Source organism: Enterobacter sp. SA197 (genome assembly GCF_054131575.1).
The window spans coordinates 3,701,023-3,715,175 of sequence record NZ_CP096393.1 but is presented as its reverse complement, the minus strand read 5'-3'; the positions used below and the strand labels follow the sequence as shown (position 1 = coordinate 3,715,175).

At 53.4% G+C, this 14,153-nt stretch carries 16 protein-coding genes and 1 pseudogene; all 17 read left to right on the top strand.

Going from position 1 to position 14,153, the window contains the following annotated elements; translation table 11 throughout:
- Nucleotides 1–3: 3 nt before the first annotated feature.
- The 17 genes and pseudogenes from M1D91_RS17400 (at nt 4) to M1D91_RS17320 (ending at nt 14,129) form a co-directional block, all read left to right on the top strand.
- Nucleotides 4–1,407 carry a DUF4055 domain-containing protein gene (locus tag M1D91_RS17400; protein WP_437431830.1) on the top strand — a complete coding sequence of 468 codons (1,404 nt, stop codon included), beginning with the start codon at nt 4–6 and terminating at the stop codon, nt 1,405–1,407.
- A 1-nt stretch (nt 1,408) separates the two neighbouring features.
- A pseudogene (locus M1D91_RS17395) lies at nt 1,409–2,518 on the top strand (phage minor head protein); the annotation flags it as partial.
- 605 nt (nt 2,519–3,123) lie between these two features.
- Nucleotides 3,124–3,309 carry a hypothetical protein gene (locus tag M1D91_RS17390; RefSeq protein ID WP_437431831.1) on the top strand — a complete coding sequence of 62 codons (186 nt, stop codon included), beginning with the start codon at nt 3,124–3,126 and terminating at the stop codon, nt 3,307–3,309.
- Between the two features lie 137 nt (nt 3,310–3,446).
- On the top strand, nt 3,447–4,199 hold the full coding sequence (locus tag M1D91_RS17385; protein WP_437431832.1) for a DUF6651 domain-containing protein: 753 nt from the start codon (nt 3,447–3,449) through the stop codon (nt 4,197–4,199).
- 16 nt (nt 4,200–4,215) lie between these two features.
- Nucleotides 4,216–5,352, top strand: a complete 1,137-nt coding sequence (locus M1D91_RS17380) for a P22 phage major capsid protein family protein (protein WP_437431833.1) — start codon at nt 4,216–4,218, stop codon at nt 5,350–5,352.
- 39 nt (nt 5,353–5,391) lie between these two features.
- Nucleotides 5,392–5,733 (top strand): hypothetical protein, encoded by a 342-nt coding sequence (locus tag M1D91_RS17375; RefSeq protein WP_437431834.1) that lies wholly within the window; start codon nt 5,392–5,394, stop codon nt 5,731–5,733.
- 2 nt (nt 5,734–5,735) lie between these two features.
- The gene (locus tag M1D91_RS17370) at nt 5,736–6,218 is read left to right on the top strand and encodes a DnaT-like ssDNA-binding protein (RefSeq protein WP_437431835.1); all 483 of its coding nucleotides are present in this window, start codon (nt 5,736–5,738) and stop codon (nt 6,216–6,218) included.
- A 1-nt stretch (nt 6,219) separates the two neighbouring features.
- Entirely contained in the window at nt 6,220–6,573 is a 354-nt protein-coding gene (locus M1D91_RS17365) for a hypothetical protein (RefSeq protein WP_437431836.1), read from the top strand.
- Nucleotides 6,574–6,575: 2 nt separating this feature from the next.
- A complete protein-coding gene (locus M1D91_RS17360) occupies nt 6,576–7,175 on the top strand; it encodes a hypothetical protein (RefSeq protein ID WP_437431837.1) in 600 nt (199 codons plus the stop codon).
- Nucleotides 7,165–7,614 (top strand): phage tail terminator-like protein, encoded by a 450-nt coding sequence (locus M1D91_RS17355; protein WP_437431838.1) that lies wholly within the window; start codon nt 7,165–7,167, stop codon nt 7,612–7,614. Before M1D91_RS17360 ends, M1D91_RS17355 begins: the two co-directional genes overlap by 11 nt.
- A 46-nt stretch (nt 7,615–7,660) precedes the next feature.
- Entirely contained in the window at nt 7,661–8,593 is a 933-nt protein-coding gene (locus tag M1D91_RS17350) for a phage tail tube protein (RefSeq protein ID WP_437431839.1), read from the top strand.
- A gap of 46 nt (nt 8,594–8,639) precedes the next feature.
- On the top strand, nt 8,640–8,978 hold the full coding sequence (locus tag M1D91_RS17345) for a phage tail assembly chaperone (protein ID WP_437431840.1): 339 nt from the start codon (nt 8,640–8,642) through the stop codon (nt 8,976–8,978).
- Nucleotides 8,979–8,995: 17 nt separating this feature from the next.
- Nucleotides 8,996–9,283 (top strand): DUF1799 domain-containing protein, encoded by a 288-nt coding sequence (locus tag M1D91_RS17340; RefSeq protein WP_457975819.1) that lies wholly within the window; start codon nt 8,996–8,998, stop codon nt 9,281–9,283.
- On the top strand, nt 9,283–12,333 hold the full coding sequence (locus M1D91_RS17335; RefSeq protein ID WP_437431842.1) for a phage tail tape measure protein: 3,051 nt from the start codon (nt 9,283–9,285) through the stop codon (nt 12,331–12,333). Before M1D91_RS17340 ends, M1D91_RS17335 begins: the two co-directional genes overlap by 1 nt.
- Nucleotides 12,334–12,432: 99 nt before the next feature.
- Nucleotides 12,433–12,822 (top strand): hypothetical protein, encoded by a 390-nt coding sequence (locus tag M1D91_RS17330; RefSeq protein ID WP_437431843.1) that lies wholly within the window; start codon nt 12,433–12,435, stop codon nt 12,820–12,822.
- 148 nt (nt 12,823–12,970) lie between these two features.
- Nucleotides 12,971–13,747: a hypothetical protein gene (locus M1D91_RS17325; protein WP_437431844.1), complete on the top strand. Its 777-nt coding sequence runs from the start codon at nt 12,971–12,973 to the stop codon at nt 13,745–13,747.
- Complete coding sequence (locus tag M1D91_RS17320; protein WP_437431845.1) at nt 13,734–14,129, top strand: hypothetical protein; 396 nt, start codon at nt 13,734–13,736, stop codon at nt 14,127–14,129. The genes M1D91_RS17325 and M1D91_RS17320 overlap by 14 nt, the downstream gene beginning before the upstream one ends.
- Nucleotides 14,130–14,153 lie beyond the last annotated feature (24 nt).

Genomic DNA, 14,153 nt, shown 5'->3' with positions numbered 1-14,153 from the left:
TCCATGCCTGATATTTCAACACCCAATCTGGACTATGGGAACATGGTGCAGGCGTGGGACATTAACGACGCCCTCATGGGCGGCACACTGTACATGCGCGAGCTCGGTGAAACATATCTCCCGCGCTGGCCTAAAGAAGACAAAGAGGATTACAAAAAGCGCCTGGCGGTAGCCACGCTCCTTCCTGCCTACGAAGAGACGATCAACCAGAACGTCGGACGCGTATTCGCTGAGCCAATCCAGTTGGGCGAGAACGTGCCGGACCAGCTGCGTGAGTTCGCAAAAAACGTGGACCTTGAAGGCACCCGTCTGGATGTATGGGCGCAGTCGTTCTTTAGCCTGGCGATGCAGTATGGCCTTTCCCATGCGCTGGTGGACTATCCTCGCGTTGACACCGAACAGGTGAAGACCAAAGCGGATGAGAAGGCCACCGGCGCGCGCCCGTACGTCACCATGCTGAATCCCCGCCAGGTGATCGGCTGGAAGTCGAGGATGGTTGGTGGCAAGGTTCAGCTCACTGCGCTGCGCATAAAAGAGGTGGTGGTCGAAGACGGTGATGACTTCGGGCAAACGAAAGTCGAACAGATCCGCCTCCTGACGCCGGGCAAGGTGCAGATTTTCCGGAAGTCTACCGGTGCAGAGGTGCAGGCCACCTGGGCGTTACACGACGAATGGCAAACCTCCCGTCGGGATATCACCCTGGTCACGCTCTACACCAAGCGCACCGGCTTTATGTGCGGCTCGCCGCCGCTGCTGAATATGGCACTGTTGAACGTGAAGCACTGGCAGAGCCAGAGCGAGCAGGACAACATTCTCCATGTTGTTCGAGTTCCCATTCTGTCCGTCTTTGGGCTTGAGGAAGGGCAGGAACTAATTATTGGTTCCTCTTCGGCTACCAGCTTTTCCGATCGGCAAAAGCAGGGGATGGAATACACCGAGCACACCGGGTCTGCCATTGGTGCCGGAAAAGATTCTCTTACCGATTTGGTAGAACAGATGCGCCAGGCTGGCGCGAAGCTGCTGCGCACCGACAATACCTCGACCAAGTCTGTAGACCAGACCTCTGAAGAGAAAATGCAGGAGCAATCGCCGCTCTACACCATGGCAACCAGCCTGGAGGATGCGATAGACAACATCCTGCAAATCATGGCTGAGTACATCGGTGAGAAAGATGGCGGCAGCGTTGATGTCCGTACCGAACTGGATGTGGAGTCGAAAGAGTTTAACCCACCAGCTGCGCTGGCCATCCAGGCGTTACGTCAGGGCGGTGATATCCGTCGTGTGGATGCTATCAAATCCCTGCAGAAGCTGAACATCATCGATGCCGATGCGGACCCTGACGTGGTGCTGAGCGAACTGCTGACCGAGTCGGCCTCCCTGACCGAACCTCCAACAGAAGAGGTGTGACATGGCCCGTTCCGTCAACGACCGTCTGCAGGATGAGACGATAGCGCATGGCCTGTATGTGACGCGCTACGGCACTGGCGTCGCCCGGCGCATGGTGGCGCTGCTGAATAAACTGGATGCAGAGCTGGCCGCGAAACTGCTGGTGCTTCTGGACGGCAAACGGGCGGATACCTACACCGCCCGTCGCCTGGCATCGATGCTGGCTGGAGTACGTGAGCTTAATCAGCAGGCCTACGAACCGATTAACGAGGCGCTGGCACGCGAACTGATGCACTACGTTGAGTATGAGGTCGGGTATCAACTGGACCTGTTCAGCAGCATCATACCGCAGCAAATCCTCAAGCATGTGCCGCTGCAGAGCATCGCATCTGAGCAGGTTTACGCCGCAGCAGTGGCGCAGCCGTTCCAGGGGCGCTTGCTGAAGGAGTGGGGCCAGAAGCTTGAGGCTGACCGGCTGGACAAAATCACCAACGCTGTCCGATCTGGGTTCCTCCAGGGGGAAACAGTAGAGCAGATTGTCCGGCGCGTTGCCGGCACACCAAAACTCAACCGTGAAGACGGGGCAATCAACGCATCCCGGCGCGACCTGGCTGTAGTGACGCGTACAGCGGTTAATCATATGGCCGCCACTGCGCGTCAGGAGTTCGCCCAGGCTAATAGTGATATCGTGAAGGCCAAACAGTGGTCATCCACGCTGGACACCCATACCAGCCAGTGGTGCATCATCCGCGACCGCAAACTTTACTCGCTCGATGGCAAGCCGCTGGGGCATCAGATTCCGTATCTGCGCGGACCCGGTAAAATCCATTTCTGTTGTCGCTCATGCGAAATTCTGGTTACGAAATCGTGGGAAGAGCTGAAGATTCCCTCCGGCGAGCTGAGTAGCACCACACGCGCATCAATGGATGGACAGGTGCCAGCGCAAACCAGCTATGCCGACTGGCTCGCCCGGCAGCCATACGCACGGCAGGAACAGGTACTGGGCGTGACAAGGGCACTGATGTTGCGTGATGGCAAAATCACTGTACCTGAGATGTTTAACGACCGTGGGGAGTTTCTCACCCTTCAACAACTGAGGCGTGTATCGAGTCCTGAAGGCAAAAACTTTTCACTGGAAGATGCGCAGACCGTTGCAGAAATTGAACATGGTATGCGCGGTGTTATTGCTGAGGATCTTCACTTCCCTGAGGGTACTTCGATTGAGTCTGCAAGAGTGGCGGCTGGCGCTGCGCGAGACGTTATCACTCGATTTGACTTGCCCCCACTGACGTCGTTTGGCGAACAGGAAGGAATTAAAAGTACGGCCGCCGGTGCATATTTGTCAGATCGTAAGGCAGTGCATGTGGCCCCGTGGGCGCTTGACCCGGCAGCATGGGAAACCATCAGGAAAAACAGTGTCGGCGTGGACATGACTTTCATGGTGCGGCCAGAACTCTTATCCGGAGAAATAGCCAAATCCGTAGACGATGTTGCCCCCGCAGAGTTGCCTTTTGTCGCAGTACCTTCGGTGCAGGGCACTGTCTGGCATGAGATGGGGCATCACCTGTATTACGCTAATCCAGAAGTTGGCCCACTTATTCAAAGTGCCTATGATAAAGGCTGGTGGCGTGCATTAAGCGCCTATTCTGCAGAATCGCCCAGGGAACTGTTTGCTGAGATTATTTCCGCATTCATGAATGGTGATAACCAAAACATTATCGACCCAGAGATATTAGAGTGGCTGAGAATAAATTCCCGTACCTGAAAAAAGCATCTGAACTGGCCCATGCCGAACCGCTGCCTGATGACGTTATTGAGCAGCTTGATGTTATCTGCAAGGAGGCCGGAGAAAACACACCTGAAGGAAGAATGATTGGCGTCCTGATCGGCTCTGTCTATACCAGGCTTCACAGCACTGAATAATTCCCACCTCTGATTTTCATAAATCAAATCAAGGCTGCCTCCCGGCGGCCTTTTTTTATGCCTGCCGCTGAGCGGATGCGACGCGGCGCCCGGGTCGGATGACCCATTATCAATGGCCGGAAGGCTGGAGCAAAACAATGAAACTCAAACTTGATGCTAACGGCAATGTGGTCGTTGAAAACGGTATGCCTGTCTATGTCCATGATGACGGCAAAGAAATCCCGTTTGACGCGGTCGCAGCGATGACCAAAATCACCTCCCTGAACGGTGAAGCCAAATCTCACCGCGAAGCGAAGGAGGCGGCGGAAGCCAGTCTCGCGAAATTCGCTGGCATCTCCGACCCGACCAAGGCGCTTGAGGCCCTGGAAATGATGACCAAAATCGACCAGAAGAAGCTGATCGACGCTGGCGCCGTTGACCAGGTGAAGGCCGAGATCACCAAGGTTTACCAGCAGCAGCTGGACGAAGCGAACGGCAAGACCAAACAGCTCGAAACCCAGCTCTACGACGAGATGATCGGCGGCCGCTTCGGTGGTTCGAAATTTATCTCCGAGAAGATGGCGATCCCGGCTGAGTTCGTGCGTTCCCACTTCGGCCAGAACTTCAAAATCGAAGACGGCAAGGTCGTGGCCTACGACGGGCAGGGCAACAAGGTGTTCTCTCGCACCAAGCCTGGCGAACTGGCTGGCTTCGATGAAGCGCTGGAATCCCTGGTCGAGTTGCATCCGCAGAAAGACTACATCCTCAAATCGTCCGGCACCAGCGGCGGTGGCTCTCACCAGTCGCAGCATCAGGCCGGGCAGAAAACCATGAAACGCGCTGCTTTCGACGCCTTACCACCAGTTGAACAACAAACGGTAATTGGCGGCGGCACGAGCATCGTTGATTAACCGAAAGGAAACCTGAATGTCCAACACCCTCACTGGCCTTATCCCAACTATCTTCACCGCCCTGAATCGCGTATCCCGTGAGCAGGTAGGCTTTATCCCGGCAGTGGCCCGTAACGCCAAAGCCGATGCCGCGGCTAAAAACCAGACCGTGACCGCACCGGTCGCACCAAAAACCACCACCGTTGATATCACTCCGGCGGCAACCGCGCCAAACGACGGTGATCAGAACATTGGTACTGTGGACGTCAAAATCACCAAATCCAAAATGGCTCCGGTCAAATGGAATGGTGAAGAGCAGCTTGCCATCGGGCCATCAGGCACCTATGACATTGTTCTGGCTGACCAGTTCTCTCAGGCGTTCCGCGCACTGAGCAACGAAATGGACGCTGACCTGGCAGCGCTGGCTTACAAGTCTTCCCGCGCAGTTGGCGCGCCGAAAGACACCCCGTTCAGCATCAAAGACGACCTGTCTGATGCGGCGAACGCTCGCCAGGTGCTGACTGATAACGGCGCACCAACCACTGACTTGCGCATGGTCCTGGGCGGCGAAGCGATGGCGTCCATCCGTGGCAAACAGTCCGTACTGTTCAAAGCGAACGAAGCCGGTACCGATCAACTGCTGCGTGAAGGCATCATTGGTCGTGTGATGGGCTTTAACCTGCACGAATCTGCCAACATCAAGCGCACCGCGAAAAGCACTGCGGCTGGCTATAAGGTCAACGGCGCGAAGAAAGAGGGCGACATCATTGTTGCTATCTCTGCTGGCACTGGCGGTATTGCTGCCGGGACCGCAGTGAAGTTCGATGGCGATGACAACCAGTACATGGTCGTAGCGGCAACCTCTTCCGCTATCACCATCGGAGCGCCCGGCCTGCGTCAGGACCTTGCAGACCAGGCAACTGTCACAGTGCTGAGCGAGTTCGTGCCAAACGTTGCCTTTGACCGTAACGCATTCCTGCTGGCTTGCCGTACCCCGGCCATGCCAAAAGGCGGAGATACCGCTGACGACGTGATGAACGTAACCGATCCGGTCTCTGGCATCACCTTCCAGATCGCGCTTTATCGCCAGTACCGTCAGGTGCGCTATGAGGTTGGTGTAGCGTGGGGTGTTGCATCCGTTCAGCCTGAGCATTCCACCATCATCATGGGTTAACCACAGGGGCTTCGGCCCCTTTGTTTTTCAGGAGGCCCAATGGCCGGATTAACCAGAGAGCAACGCACGAAGCGTGAAGCTGAAAAGCTTGCCGCGCAGAACGGTGCTGATCAAACTCCTGCCCAGCAGGAACAGCAGCAGGAACAGCAGCAGGAACAGCAGCAGGAACAGCAGCAGGAACAGCAGCAGGAACAGCAGCAGGAACAGCAGCAGGAACAGCAGCAGGAACAGCAGCAGGAACAGCAGCAGGAACAGCAGGGAGTTGTGCTGGTGGTCATGGTGCGTGATACCCCGGAGTTCCCAGGCGGCCCGCTGAGCGCTGGGGTTCACCCTGACGAGGTTGACAACTGGCTGGCGCTGGACTGGCGTCTGGAGGAATAACCATGCTGGTTGCCGATCCCCATTCACGTGATTTCAACAGCTATGCCAGCGTGGTTGACCTGCGCGCATTCGTGGCGGGGCGCAGATATACCATTCCTGCCGACGATGAAGAGTGTGAGACGTTGCTGATGCAGGCGATGGACTTTCTGGAAGGGAAAATATGGCGAGGGCAGCGCTCCAGCGCATCGCAGCCGCTGTCATGGCCGCGTTCGGGCGTGCGCTTCGATGGCGTTGACATGCCGGATGACGCCATCCCTCAACTTCTGGTTGATGCGCAATGTCGCCTGGCTATCGAGTCGCAGGAGATTGACCTCACGCCGTCGGTCGCTGGTGGTGGCGCGGTGGTTATGGAGCGTGTTGAGGGCGCGGTAACGGTCCAGTACGAACCTGGCACGAACAAGGCTACGCCGTCGTTCCCCTGGTTCTATTCCTCGCTGCGCGGGCTGGTGGTCGGCGGCAATCAGATCCGCATTGAAAGGGGGTGATATGGCAATCGACTACCGACGCATGCGAAACACCGCGACCCGGCTGCTGACCGAGAACGGGAAGGCCTATCCGCTAACCCGCGGTGGCGGCACTACCCGCGATCAGTTCGGTAAAGAGTTAACGACTCCGGCGATCACTTCGACCGTCACTGGCGTTATCACCGAGTATTCCTCCCGTGAAATCGATGGCTCCTTGATTGCCACTGGTGACAAGAAACTCGCAGCCACGTTTGAAACTGAAGTGCGTATTGACGACCGCATTGAGATCGACGGCAAGGCATGGCGGGTGGTACAGCCTAATCCGGTTAAACCTGCCGGCGTGCTGATCTCCTATAACATCCAACTAAGGGCGTAACTATGGACAGTTCTGCTAATCAGCCGTTCCTGGCTGCCATTAAGTTGTTCGTTGATGGCTCTAAGGAGGAAATGGATAACGTTATCAGGCGAACGGGTATCAAAATCCTGGGGCGGCTGGTGGATATGTCCCCGGTTGGCCAGCCTGATAATTGGGAGGTCAACCAGACTGCATCAGCCTATAACGATGCGGTACGAGACCACAATGCTGCGCTGCGTGATGACCCGGCAAACCTGACGAAGGCCGGGCGGCTTAAGCGTGGGCTTAAGGTCAATGATTCGATGGACATCAAAAAGCCAGATGGCTATGTCGGTGGGCGCTTCAAAAACAACTGGTATGTGGGCTTTGATAGCCAGCCGACAGAGTCGAACGACACGCCTGACGCCTCCGGCCAGGGCTCAAATTCCCGCGGCCTGGCGGTGCTTGAGGTGTTCAGGGTAGGGCAGGTCAGCTCGATATTCTTCACCAACAACCTGCCATATGCGCAGGCGCTGGAAAACGGACATTCAAATCAGGCGCCAGGCGGTATGGTCGGACTGACAGCACTTGACGCGGCACAACTATTCCGTGAAGCAATGAGCGAGGTGCGTAATGGCCGGTGATCAGTCAATGCGGATTGCTGATCTGCTGGAAGGTCGTGTAGCGGCTGTTTGCTCCTCTATTGGGCTGCCAGTGGCCTGGCCAAACATCGGCTTCGCTCCCCCTGATAATGCGCCGTATGGGCGCGTTTATGTCTTACCGGCGCAAACCGTGGGGCAGGATATGGAAGGCCAGCTGCGCACCTATCAGGGCATTCTCCAACTCAACATCATCGCACCAGCAGGTAACGGTGTGAGCTTGTCCAGGGGGTTAGCTAAGTCTGTTGCTGATGCTTTCCCTGAAGGTCTGCCGCTCGTGGATGGCGACCTGACAGTGTACATAAACGGACCACCACAAGTTCGTACGCCAGTACAGGACCGACCAACGTCAGCACCAAACGGCAGCAGCGGCTCCATCACCTACACCACTCCCGTCAGCATGCAGTACCGCGCTGATTACTGACCCACCACCCGGTGGGTTTTTTATTATCTAAATTCAGGAGAGTGCTATGGCATTCGCTATCCCCAATGGCTCACGTGTGAACGTGGCCAGGGCCTATCTGGCACCAATTGTTTTCACTGCAGCATCGAATGCAACGGAGTGTGAGCTTACTGTTTCCTCCGCTGCCGGCATTCTGGCGGGCGATGTCGTTCAGGTCAGCTCTGGCTGGCTGAAGCTCGATAACATGGTGCTACGCGTTAAATCGGTTACCAGCACCAAGATAGTGCTGGAAGCATTCGATACCACCGACACCAGGAAATTCCCCGCGGGCACCGGCGCGGGTACTCTGCGCAAAATCGACTCGTGGATCACCATGCCGCAGGTTATGACGCTGTCCACCGAAGGTGGTGACCAGCAGACCATCAGTGTGCAGTTCCTGGAAGATGATAAGGCCCGTACCATCCCGACGTTTAAAAACGCCGTGGTTCAGGTCTATACGTTCGCCCACGACCCGCAACTGGCTATCTATAAGCGTCTGATTGACCTCGATGATTCGAGTGATACCACTGCGGTATGGTTTAACAATCCGCGTGGTAAGGCCGACCGCTTCTATTCCGCCAAGGTGTCATTCCAGCGCGTGCCTAAAACCGAAATCAACGCAGTGGAAAGTAACGAAGCGCGCATGAACTTCGAATCGGACATGCAGATTTACCCGATCGCCGACTCATCCGCTACACCTCTTGCCTTCCTGACTAACCTTCCATCCACCAAAAGTGTTGCTGCAGGTTCTTCTTTGGATCTGGCGGTGGTTATGCAGGGCGGCTCCGCGCCTTACACGTACGTATGGAAGAAAGGCGGTACCGCTATCCCGGGCAAAACAGCCTCGACGTTCAACATCCCTTCGGTTGCATCCGGCGATGCCGGTTCTTACACCTGCGAGGTCACCGACGCCGCAGGCAAGACCCTGGCCTCATCTGGTTGCACGGTCACCGTCAGCTAATTAACTGGCCCGGTTCGCCGGGCTTTCTTTTCTCTGAGGAACCAAAATGACCCAATTTTCCCTGATTCCGGACCCCACTTTTTCCACCACTGCGAGCATCCCTCGTGCCGGGAAAGAGGATGGAAAGCTGACCTTCACCTTTCGCCACAAAACCCTGGACGAACTGCACGCCATGGATGAAAAGCTCCAGAAGGGTGCCGAAGGCAAGAAATCAGCTGTAGAACCTCAAGCGGATTACCTGCTTGAGATCGTTGAGGCGTGGGCATTACCGGACGATTTCAACCGTGAAAACGTTATTACCCTGCTGAAGAACTATCCCCGCGCATTCGACCACATCGGGCTGGCGTATACCAAAGAGCTGATGGCGATCCGCGAAAAAAACTAAGGCAGGTCGCTGCAGCGTTGTATACGCCTGGACCGACTCTCGCGGAGTTGGCCGCTTTTGGTTTGACGCCTGAGGATGTGGAGGAAGAGGTGGGGATCCTGCCGTCGGCCTGGCGTGCCTTCACCATCTTCTCTGCCCTGGCGACACAATGGCGCGTCGGCGCGAGCGGGGCTACTGGCCTTGATTACAACGTTCTCCCCTGGATGTTCAAATTACACGGGGTTGAGGATGCGGCGGCCTGCATGGCTGATATTCAAATTATGGAAAGTGAAGCTCTCAAAGTGATGCATAAGGAGACGAGCTAATGACAGATCAAATCGCCTCGATTACTTTGCGGGCCGATGTTTCCGACCTGAAAACAGCCAGTAATGAACTCGATAAACTGAACGAAGCCGCAACGGGTGCAGTTGCTGGTGCTGATGCCCTGGCAGACGCCGCGAAGAGGGTGAAGCCGTCCGCTCGCGAGGGAGCGGAAGGCATCCGGGAACAGCGCGAAGCGCTGAAAGGATTGCTGGAAAATATCGATCCTGTCACCAAGGCTCTGAATCGCCTTGATGAACAGCAGGATGCACTGCGTAATTTCAAGACCAGGGGTTTTCTGGATACCGACACCTTCCAGGCCTATAACAAGATTCTCGACGATACGCGCCTGAAGTTGACGGATACCGGCGAGGCTGCTGCCCGTGCTCAGATTAAACTGGAAGCCACCCAGGCAGCTGAGAAGCAATCGGCGTCACTGAAAAACCTGCTGGGTGCAATCGACCCTACGATTCGTGCGTTCAGTTCACTGGATGAGCAGCATGCGCAACTGGTGGCTCATTTTGAAGCAGGACGCATTAACGGCGCGCAGTTCGAACACTTCAACAGCCTTCTTAACCAGACGCGTGAGCGCCTGTCTGGCGTCGCAGACGTAATCCCTGAAGCGCTGTCCCGACAGGAGGCAGCGGCACGCAAAGCAGGTATTTCAGTTGGTCAGTACAATGCAGCAATGCGCACGCTGCCGGCGCAGTTTACTGACATTGCAACGCAGCTTGCTGGCGGGCAATCTCCATTCCTGATCCTGCTACAGCAGGGCGGGCAGATAAAAGACCAGTTTGGTGGGGTGAAGGGCGCAATCTCGGGGGTGACTTCTTATATCACAGGCCTTTTGGGACTATTAAATCCTGTAACCGTTGGGCTGGCGGCTGTAGCTGGTGGATTTGCTTACCTTGCTTATCAGGCGTATGAGAACAATAAGCAGATTGAGGCACTCAATCAGGCATTGGCAAAGACTGGTAATATTTCGGGGAAAAGCGCCGAAGGCCTGCAGGCGCTGTCCCGGCAATTGGCATCGGCTCGGGATGTTAGTAAATCAGTTGCCGTTGATGCCGTAACCAAGGCTACGGCCCTGGGAGCATCTGCAGACCAAATAGCACAATTCTCCGAAACCGCCTTGTTGATGACCAAAACAACCGGGCAAAGCGTTGATGAGTTGCTAAAGCAATTTTCCCGCATTGGTAATGATCCTGTTCAGTCACTGGTGAGCCTGAACGAACAATACCATTTCGCCACTGCTGCATTGTATGAGCACGTTAAAGCCCTCACTGAATCAGGAGATAAGGCTGGGGCTACCAAAGCCATTGTCGATGAACTGGCTGGCTCGCAGAAGAAATTCGGAGATGTTTCTGTGTCATCTCTTCAGCTCACGGGCGGTTGGTGGGATGAACTGATTGATAAGGTGGGTAAATATAAGTTCTCGCTGGATGACCTCAAAGCGACCCCAACCGTAGGGCTTCGGGAGCAAGGTATACGGACTGGTGGGAATGAATTGCCTGGATGGGATTACGTCAACCGCGAGGCAGCTAAACCACAACTCCCCACTGTAGAGGTTGCGAAGGCTGGTCTGCAGGATTTGATAAACCTACAGCAGGAAAACTCAGCAAAAGCCAAGCAGTTCAATGATGAGCAACTGGCATTTCGCCTTAAAATGGATGCCAGTGAGAAATCGTTAGCTACCAATGCGCAAAAAAGAACAGAAGAGGCCGAGAAATACGCACGGGCAGTTAAGGCTGGCTATATCACGCAGGTTGAAGCGGATAGACATCTTGCTCAATTTAACGAGCGGTATAAAGATCCGAAGACACCTAAAACTCCAGCAGTGAAAGTTGATGCTGGCGACCGTTCTGTTGACACTTTCAACGTTGAGACGCTTGCGCTTCAGTCGCAGTTAAAAACATTGCAAGAACATCGAGATATCAACGATGTGATAAGCCAGCAGCGAAAGCAGCAATGGGATCTTATCTCTAAAATCAGCATTCTCGAAGCGACGGCGAATGACCCAAAAGGTCGCGCACTGACGCTGGATGAAAAGTCTCTGCTGGCGAACAAAGAGAAGTTGCTGGCCCAGGCAGATATAAATGCGGGGCTAGGTGATCAGATTGCTAGGCAGCAGAAACTCAATACTCTTGCCGACCAAGCCACAAAGTTCACGCAACAGCAGGCGGCAAAGCTGGCGGAAATTGAGGCCGCTGCAAGGGGATTATCTACCCGCGAAACAGAGCGGGCGGCTACCCGGCAGCGGTTATCCGAAGCATATGCTTTCAATCCTGCTGCGCAGGAAAAGGTGTTAGCGCAGCAAGAGGAAACATATCGAAAAGAGGACGAACTCCGAAGTGATTGGCAAGCCGGAGCAAAACGCGGATGGGCTGATTATGTGGATACGGCCACAAACACATATGAAGCAATGCGGAATGCAGCCGGGTCAGCTTTTAGCGGCATTTCCAACATGCTGACAGACCTTGTGACAACAGGTACAGCCAGTTTTAAATCGTTCGCTACTTCAATGCTGAAGATGATTGCCCAAGTAGTTAATCAACTGCTTGTAGCATATGCAGTCCAGGCTGCAATGGGCTGGATAAGTGGTTCGGCAAAAACTAACCCTCAAGGCGGTGGTATCGGCAGTCCCGATTTTCAAGGGCCCATCCGTAATGCTAAAGGCGGAGTCTATGACTCTCCAGGCCTCAGTAAGTATGTGAATGGCGTCTATGACTCCCCGCAGTATTTCAGCTTCCAGGGCGCGTCGAAGTTTGCAAAAGGTGGTGTTTTTGCTGAGGCTGGTGCTGAGGCGATAATGCCTTTGACGCGTGATTCTGCTGGGCGATTGGGGGTCAGGGCGCAGGGCGGTGGCGGAAGTGCGCCGCAGGTGAATATTGATATCTATGTGGACAATAAGGGGAACACATCAGCAAACACTTCCGGAGATGGTAGTTCTGCGGCACGGGCATTAGGAAAGGAGATTGAGGCCAAGGTGACCGAGGTCTTAATGAGGGCGGCAAGAAGTGATGGCCTGCTTGGTAGGCAATTCCAGACCAAATGACTGGCCAGGCTTGATTCTGAGATAGCAATATCACACGCACTTAGTTACACAAAAGCATCCCTTGGTTATTATGTGAAATACACGGCAATCAAGGGGTTGATGATGAATAAATGGCTATGCTTGGGTCTTGCTTGTCTGGCGCTTACAGCCTGCAAACCCGATGAAAAAAAGGCGATTGAGCTAGGTAAAAAACAAGTCGCTGACCTTATGATGGACCCGGAAAGCGCCAAGTTCCGCGATGTAATATTTCGCTTAGATAAGGATAATGGCGATGAAGTAAGCGGTTATATCTGTGGGCAAATAAACGGAAAAAACCTTTATGGCGCTTACGGTGGATATAACCCCTTTTATGTCTATTTGACGATGACTTCAAAAGGTATCTTTTCAAGAGGGGTGAATTACTCAGTTGAGGCAAACCGGATCATTCCCCAACCTGATTCAACACTGAAAAAGCTGTATAAAACTAACTGCGGAGTGGATCTTCTTTAAAGCCGTCCACCTTAACACCAGCCTCGCTAACGCGGGGCTTTTGGCCTCTGGTTAAAACTTGGCGCTGCCTATACAGTACCTGTACAGTGATTGCGTTAGCGTTATCCGTCGCGTAGACTTTTTCTATCTTCTGTAATTGGGTTTGAAAATGGCAACAGGTGTACCTCAAGAAAAGGCCATTCAACTTTTGGAACTCTACGGGCACATGCTGTTAGAGGGTATGCCAATTGATGAATTTTCTTACAGGCGAGGCGTGAGAGAGCTAGAAAATCTGAGCTCAAACTTTTCAATTTCTGCGCTTGGTTTCTTGCATGCACTTTATGGAAATATACAAGAAGCAATAACAACGTTTGAGTCATTCGACATAATGAATAACTCGACACTCGCCACAAATTATTGCTTTATGCTACGCCACTCTGGTTGCGTAAATCTTTTAAATTCTCGGATCTATGCCATAGCTGATGTCCATCGTTCGAAAACCTTAAGTTGCACGGCCTACTCCATGGCCTATCGATTTGGGGATAGGGAGCGTTTAATTCACTACATGGACATGCACATTAAGCTACTTTCTGAGGATGAAAATCGTGCTGGTGCTGAGAAGCATAAACTTGAGCTTCTATCTGAGGTGGACGGAGCATACTCTCTGAGTGGCTGCACTTCAGAACAATTCCATACTCTTGCAAGTATCATTTGGGACTTAACTGAAAAGCACAGACTTATAACTGGTTTTGTAGAGGTTAGTAAAAACCGGAGCCCATGCTACATTGTTGATGTGCCTGATAAAGATGCGAATTTTATCGCAGATCTCAATTGGGAGTTAGCCCAAGAAATATGCAATGTCGATTTGTTAGATGATTGTGGTTTGGTGGCCAGATTCTCACCTTCTCGTGAACTACATTCTGGGATTAGTTATGCCAGTGAATAGTAATGATATTTTAAGCTGTGCTGATTCCTTAATTGAATTGCAAAACGAAACTGGCTATCGCAGTTGTGTTTCTCGTGCCTACTATGCGAGTTATCACCACGCTATAGAATCACTTCAGTCCGTTCCTGCATTTTCATCAAATCATCACAGCAATCTGATTGGATACATGTGCAACAAGTCGGAAAACAAATTAGAGCCATACGACTCCGCACAGATGAAACTGCTCGGTTACAGTTTGCGCCAACAGCGAGAGGCGCGTAACGAGGCTGATTACCATATATCGGAAGTTACTGTAAGTAAGGTAATGGCTGAAACAGCACTAGCTAGTTCCAGACTGTTTTTCCAAAAATGGAATGACCTAAAAAAAGCTATAGCATCTTGAATATCAAACATATATTAACAACGA

Excerpts from the sequence above, each read along its gene's own strand:
- M1D91_RS17365 (WP_437431836.1), top strand. The coding sequence starts at position 6,220 with ATGGCAATCGACTACCGACGCATGCGAAACACCGCGACCCGGCTGCTG.
- M1D91_RS17380 (WP_437431833.1), top strand. The coding sequence starts at position 4,216 with ATGTCCAACACCCTCACTGGCCTTATCCCAACTATCTTCACCGCCCTG.
- M1D91_RS17385 (WP_437431832.1), top strand. The coding sequence starts at position 3,447 with ATGAAACTCAAACTTGATGCTAACGGCAATGTGGTCGTTGAAAACGGT.
- M1D91_RS17345 (WP_437431840.1), top strand. The coding sequence starts at position 8,640 with ATGACCCAATTTTCCCTGATTCCGGACCCCACTTTTTCCACCACTGCG.
- M1D91_RS17330 (WP_437431843.1), top strand. The coding sequence starts at position 12,433 with ATGATGAATAAATGGCTATGCTTGGGTCTTGCTTGTCTGGCGCTTACA.
- M1D91_RS17350 (WP_437431839.1), top strand. The coding sequence starts at position 7,661 with ATGGCATTCGCTATCCCCAATGGCTCACGTGTGAACGTGGCCAGGGCC.
- M1D91_RS17360 (WP_437431837.1), top strand. The coding sequence starts at position 6,576 with ATGGACAGTTCTGCTAATCAGCCGTTCCTGGCTGCCATTAAGTTGTTC.
- M1D91_RS17400 (WP_437431830.1), top strand. The coding sequence starts at position 4 with ATGCCTGATATTTCAACACCCAATCTGGACTATGGGAACATGGTGCAG.
- M1D91_RS17355 (WP_437431838.1), top strand. The coding sequence starts at position 7,165 with ATGGCCGGTGATCAGTCAATGCGGATTGCTGATCTGCTGGAAGGTCGT.
- M1D91_RS17335 (WP_437431842.1), top strand. The coding sequence starts at position 9,283 with ATGACAGATCAAATCGCCTCGATTACTTTGCGGGCCGATGTTTCCGAC.
- M1D91_RS17370 (WP_437431835.1), top strand. The coding sequence starts at position 5,736 with ATGCTGGTTGCCGATCCCCATTCACGTGATTTCAACAGCTATGCCAGC.
- M1D91_RS17320 (WP_437431845.1), top strand. The coding sequence starts at position 13,734 with ATGCCAGTGAATAGTAATGATATTTTAAGCTGTGCTGATTCCTTAATT.
- M1D91_RS17325 (WP_437431844.1), top strand. The coding sequence starts at position 12,971 with ATGGCAACAGGTGTACCTCAAGAAAAGGCCATTCAACTTTTGGAACTC.
- M1D91_RS17375 (WP_437431834.1), top strand. The coding sequence starts at position 5,392 with ATGGCCGGATTAACCAGAGAGCAACGCACGAAGCGTGAAGCTGAAAAG.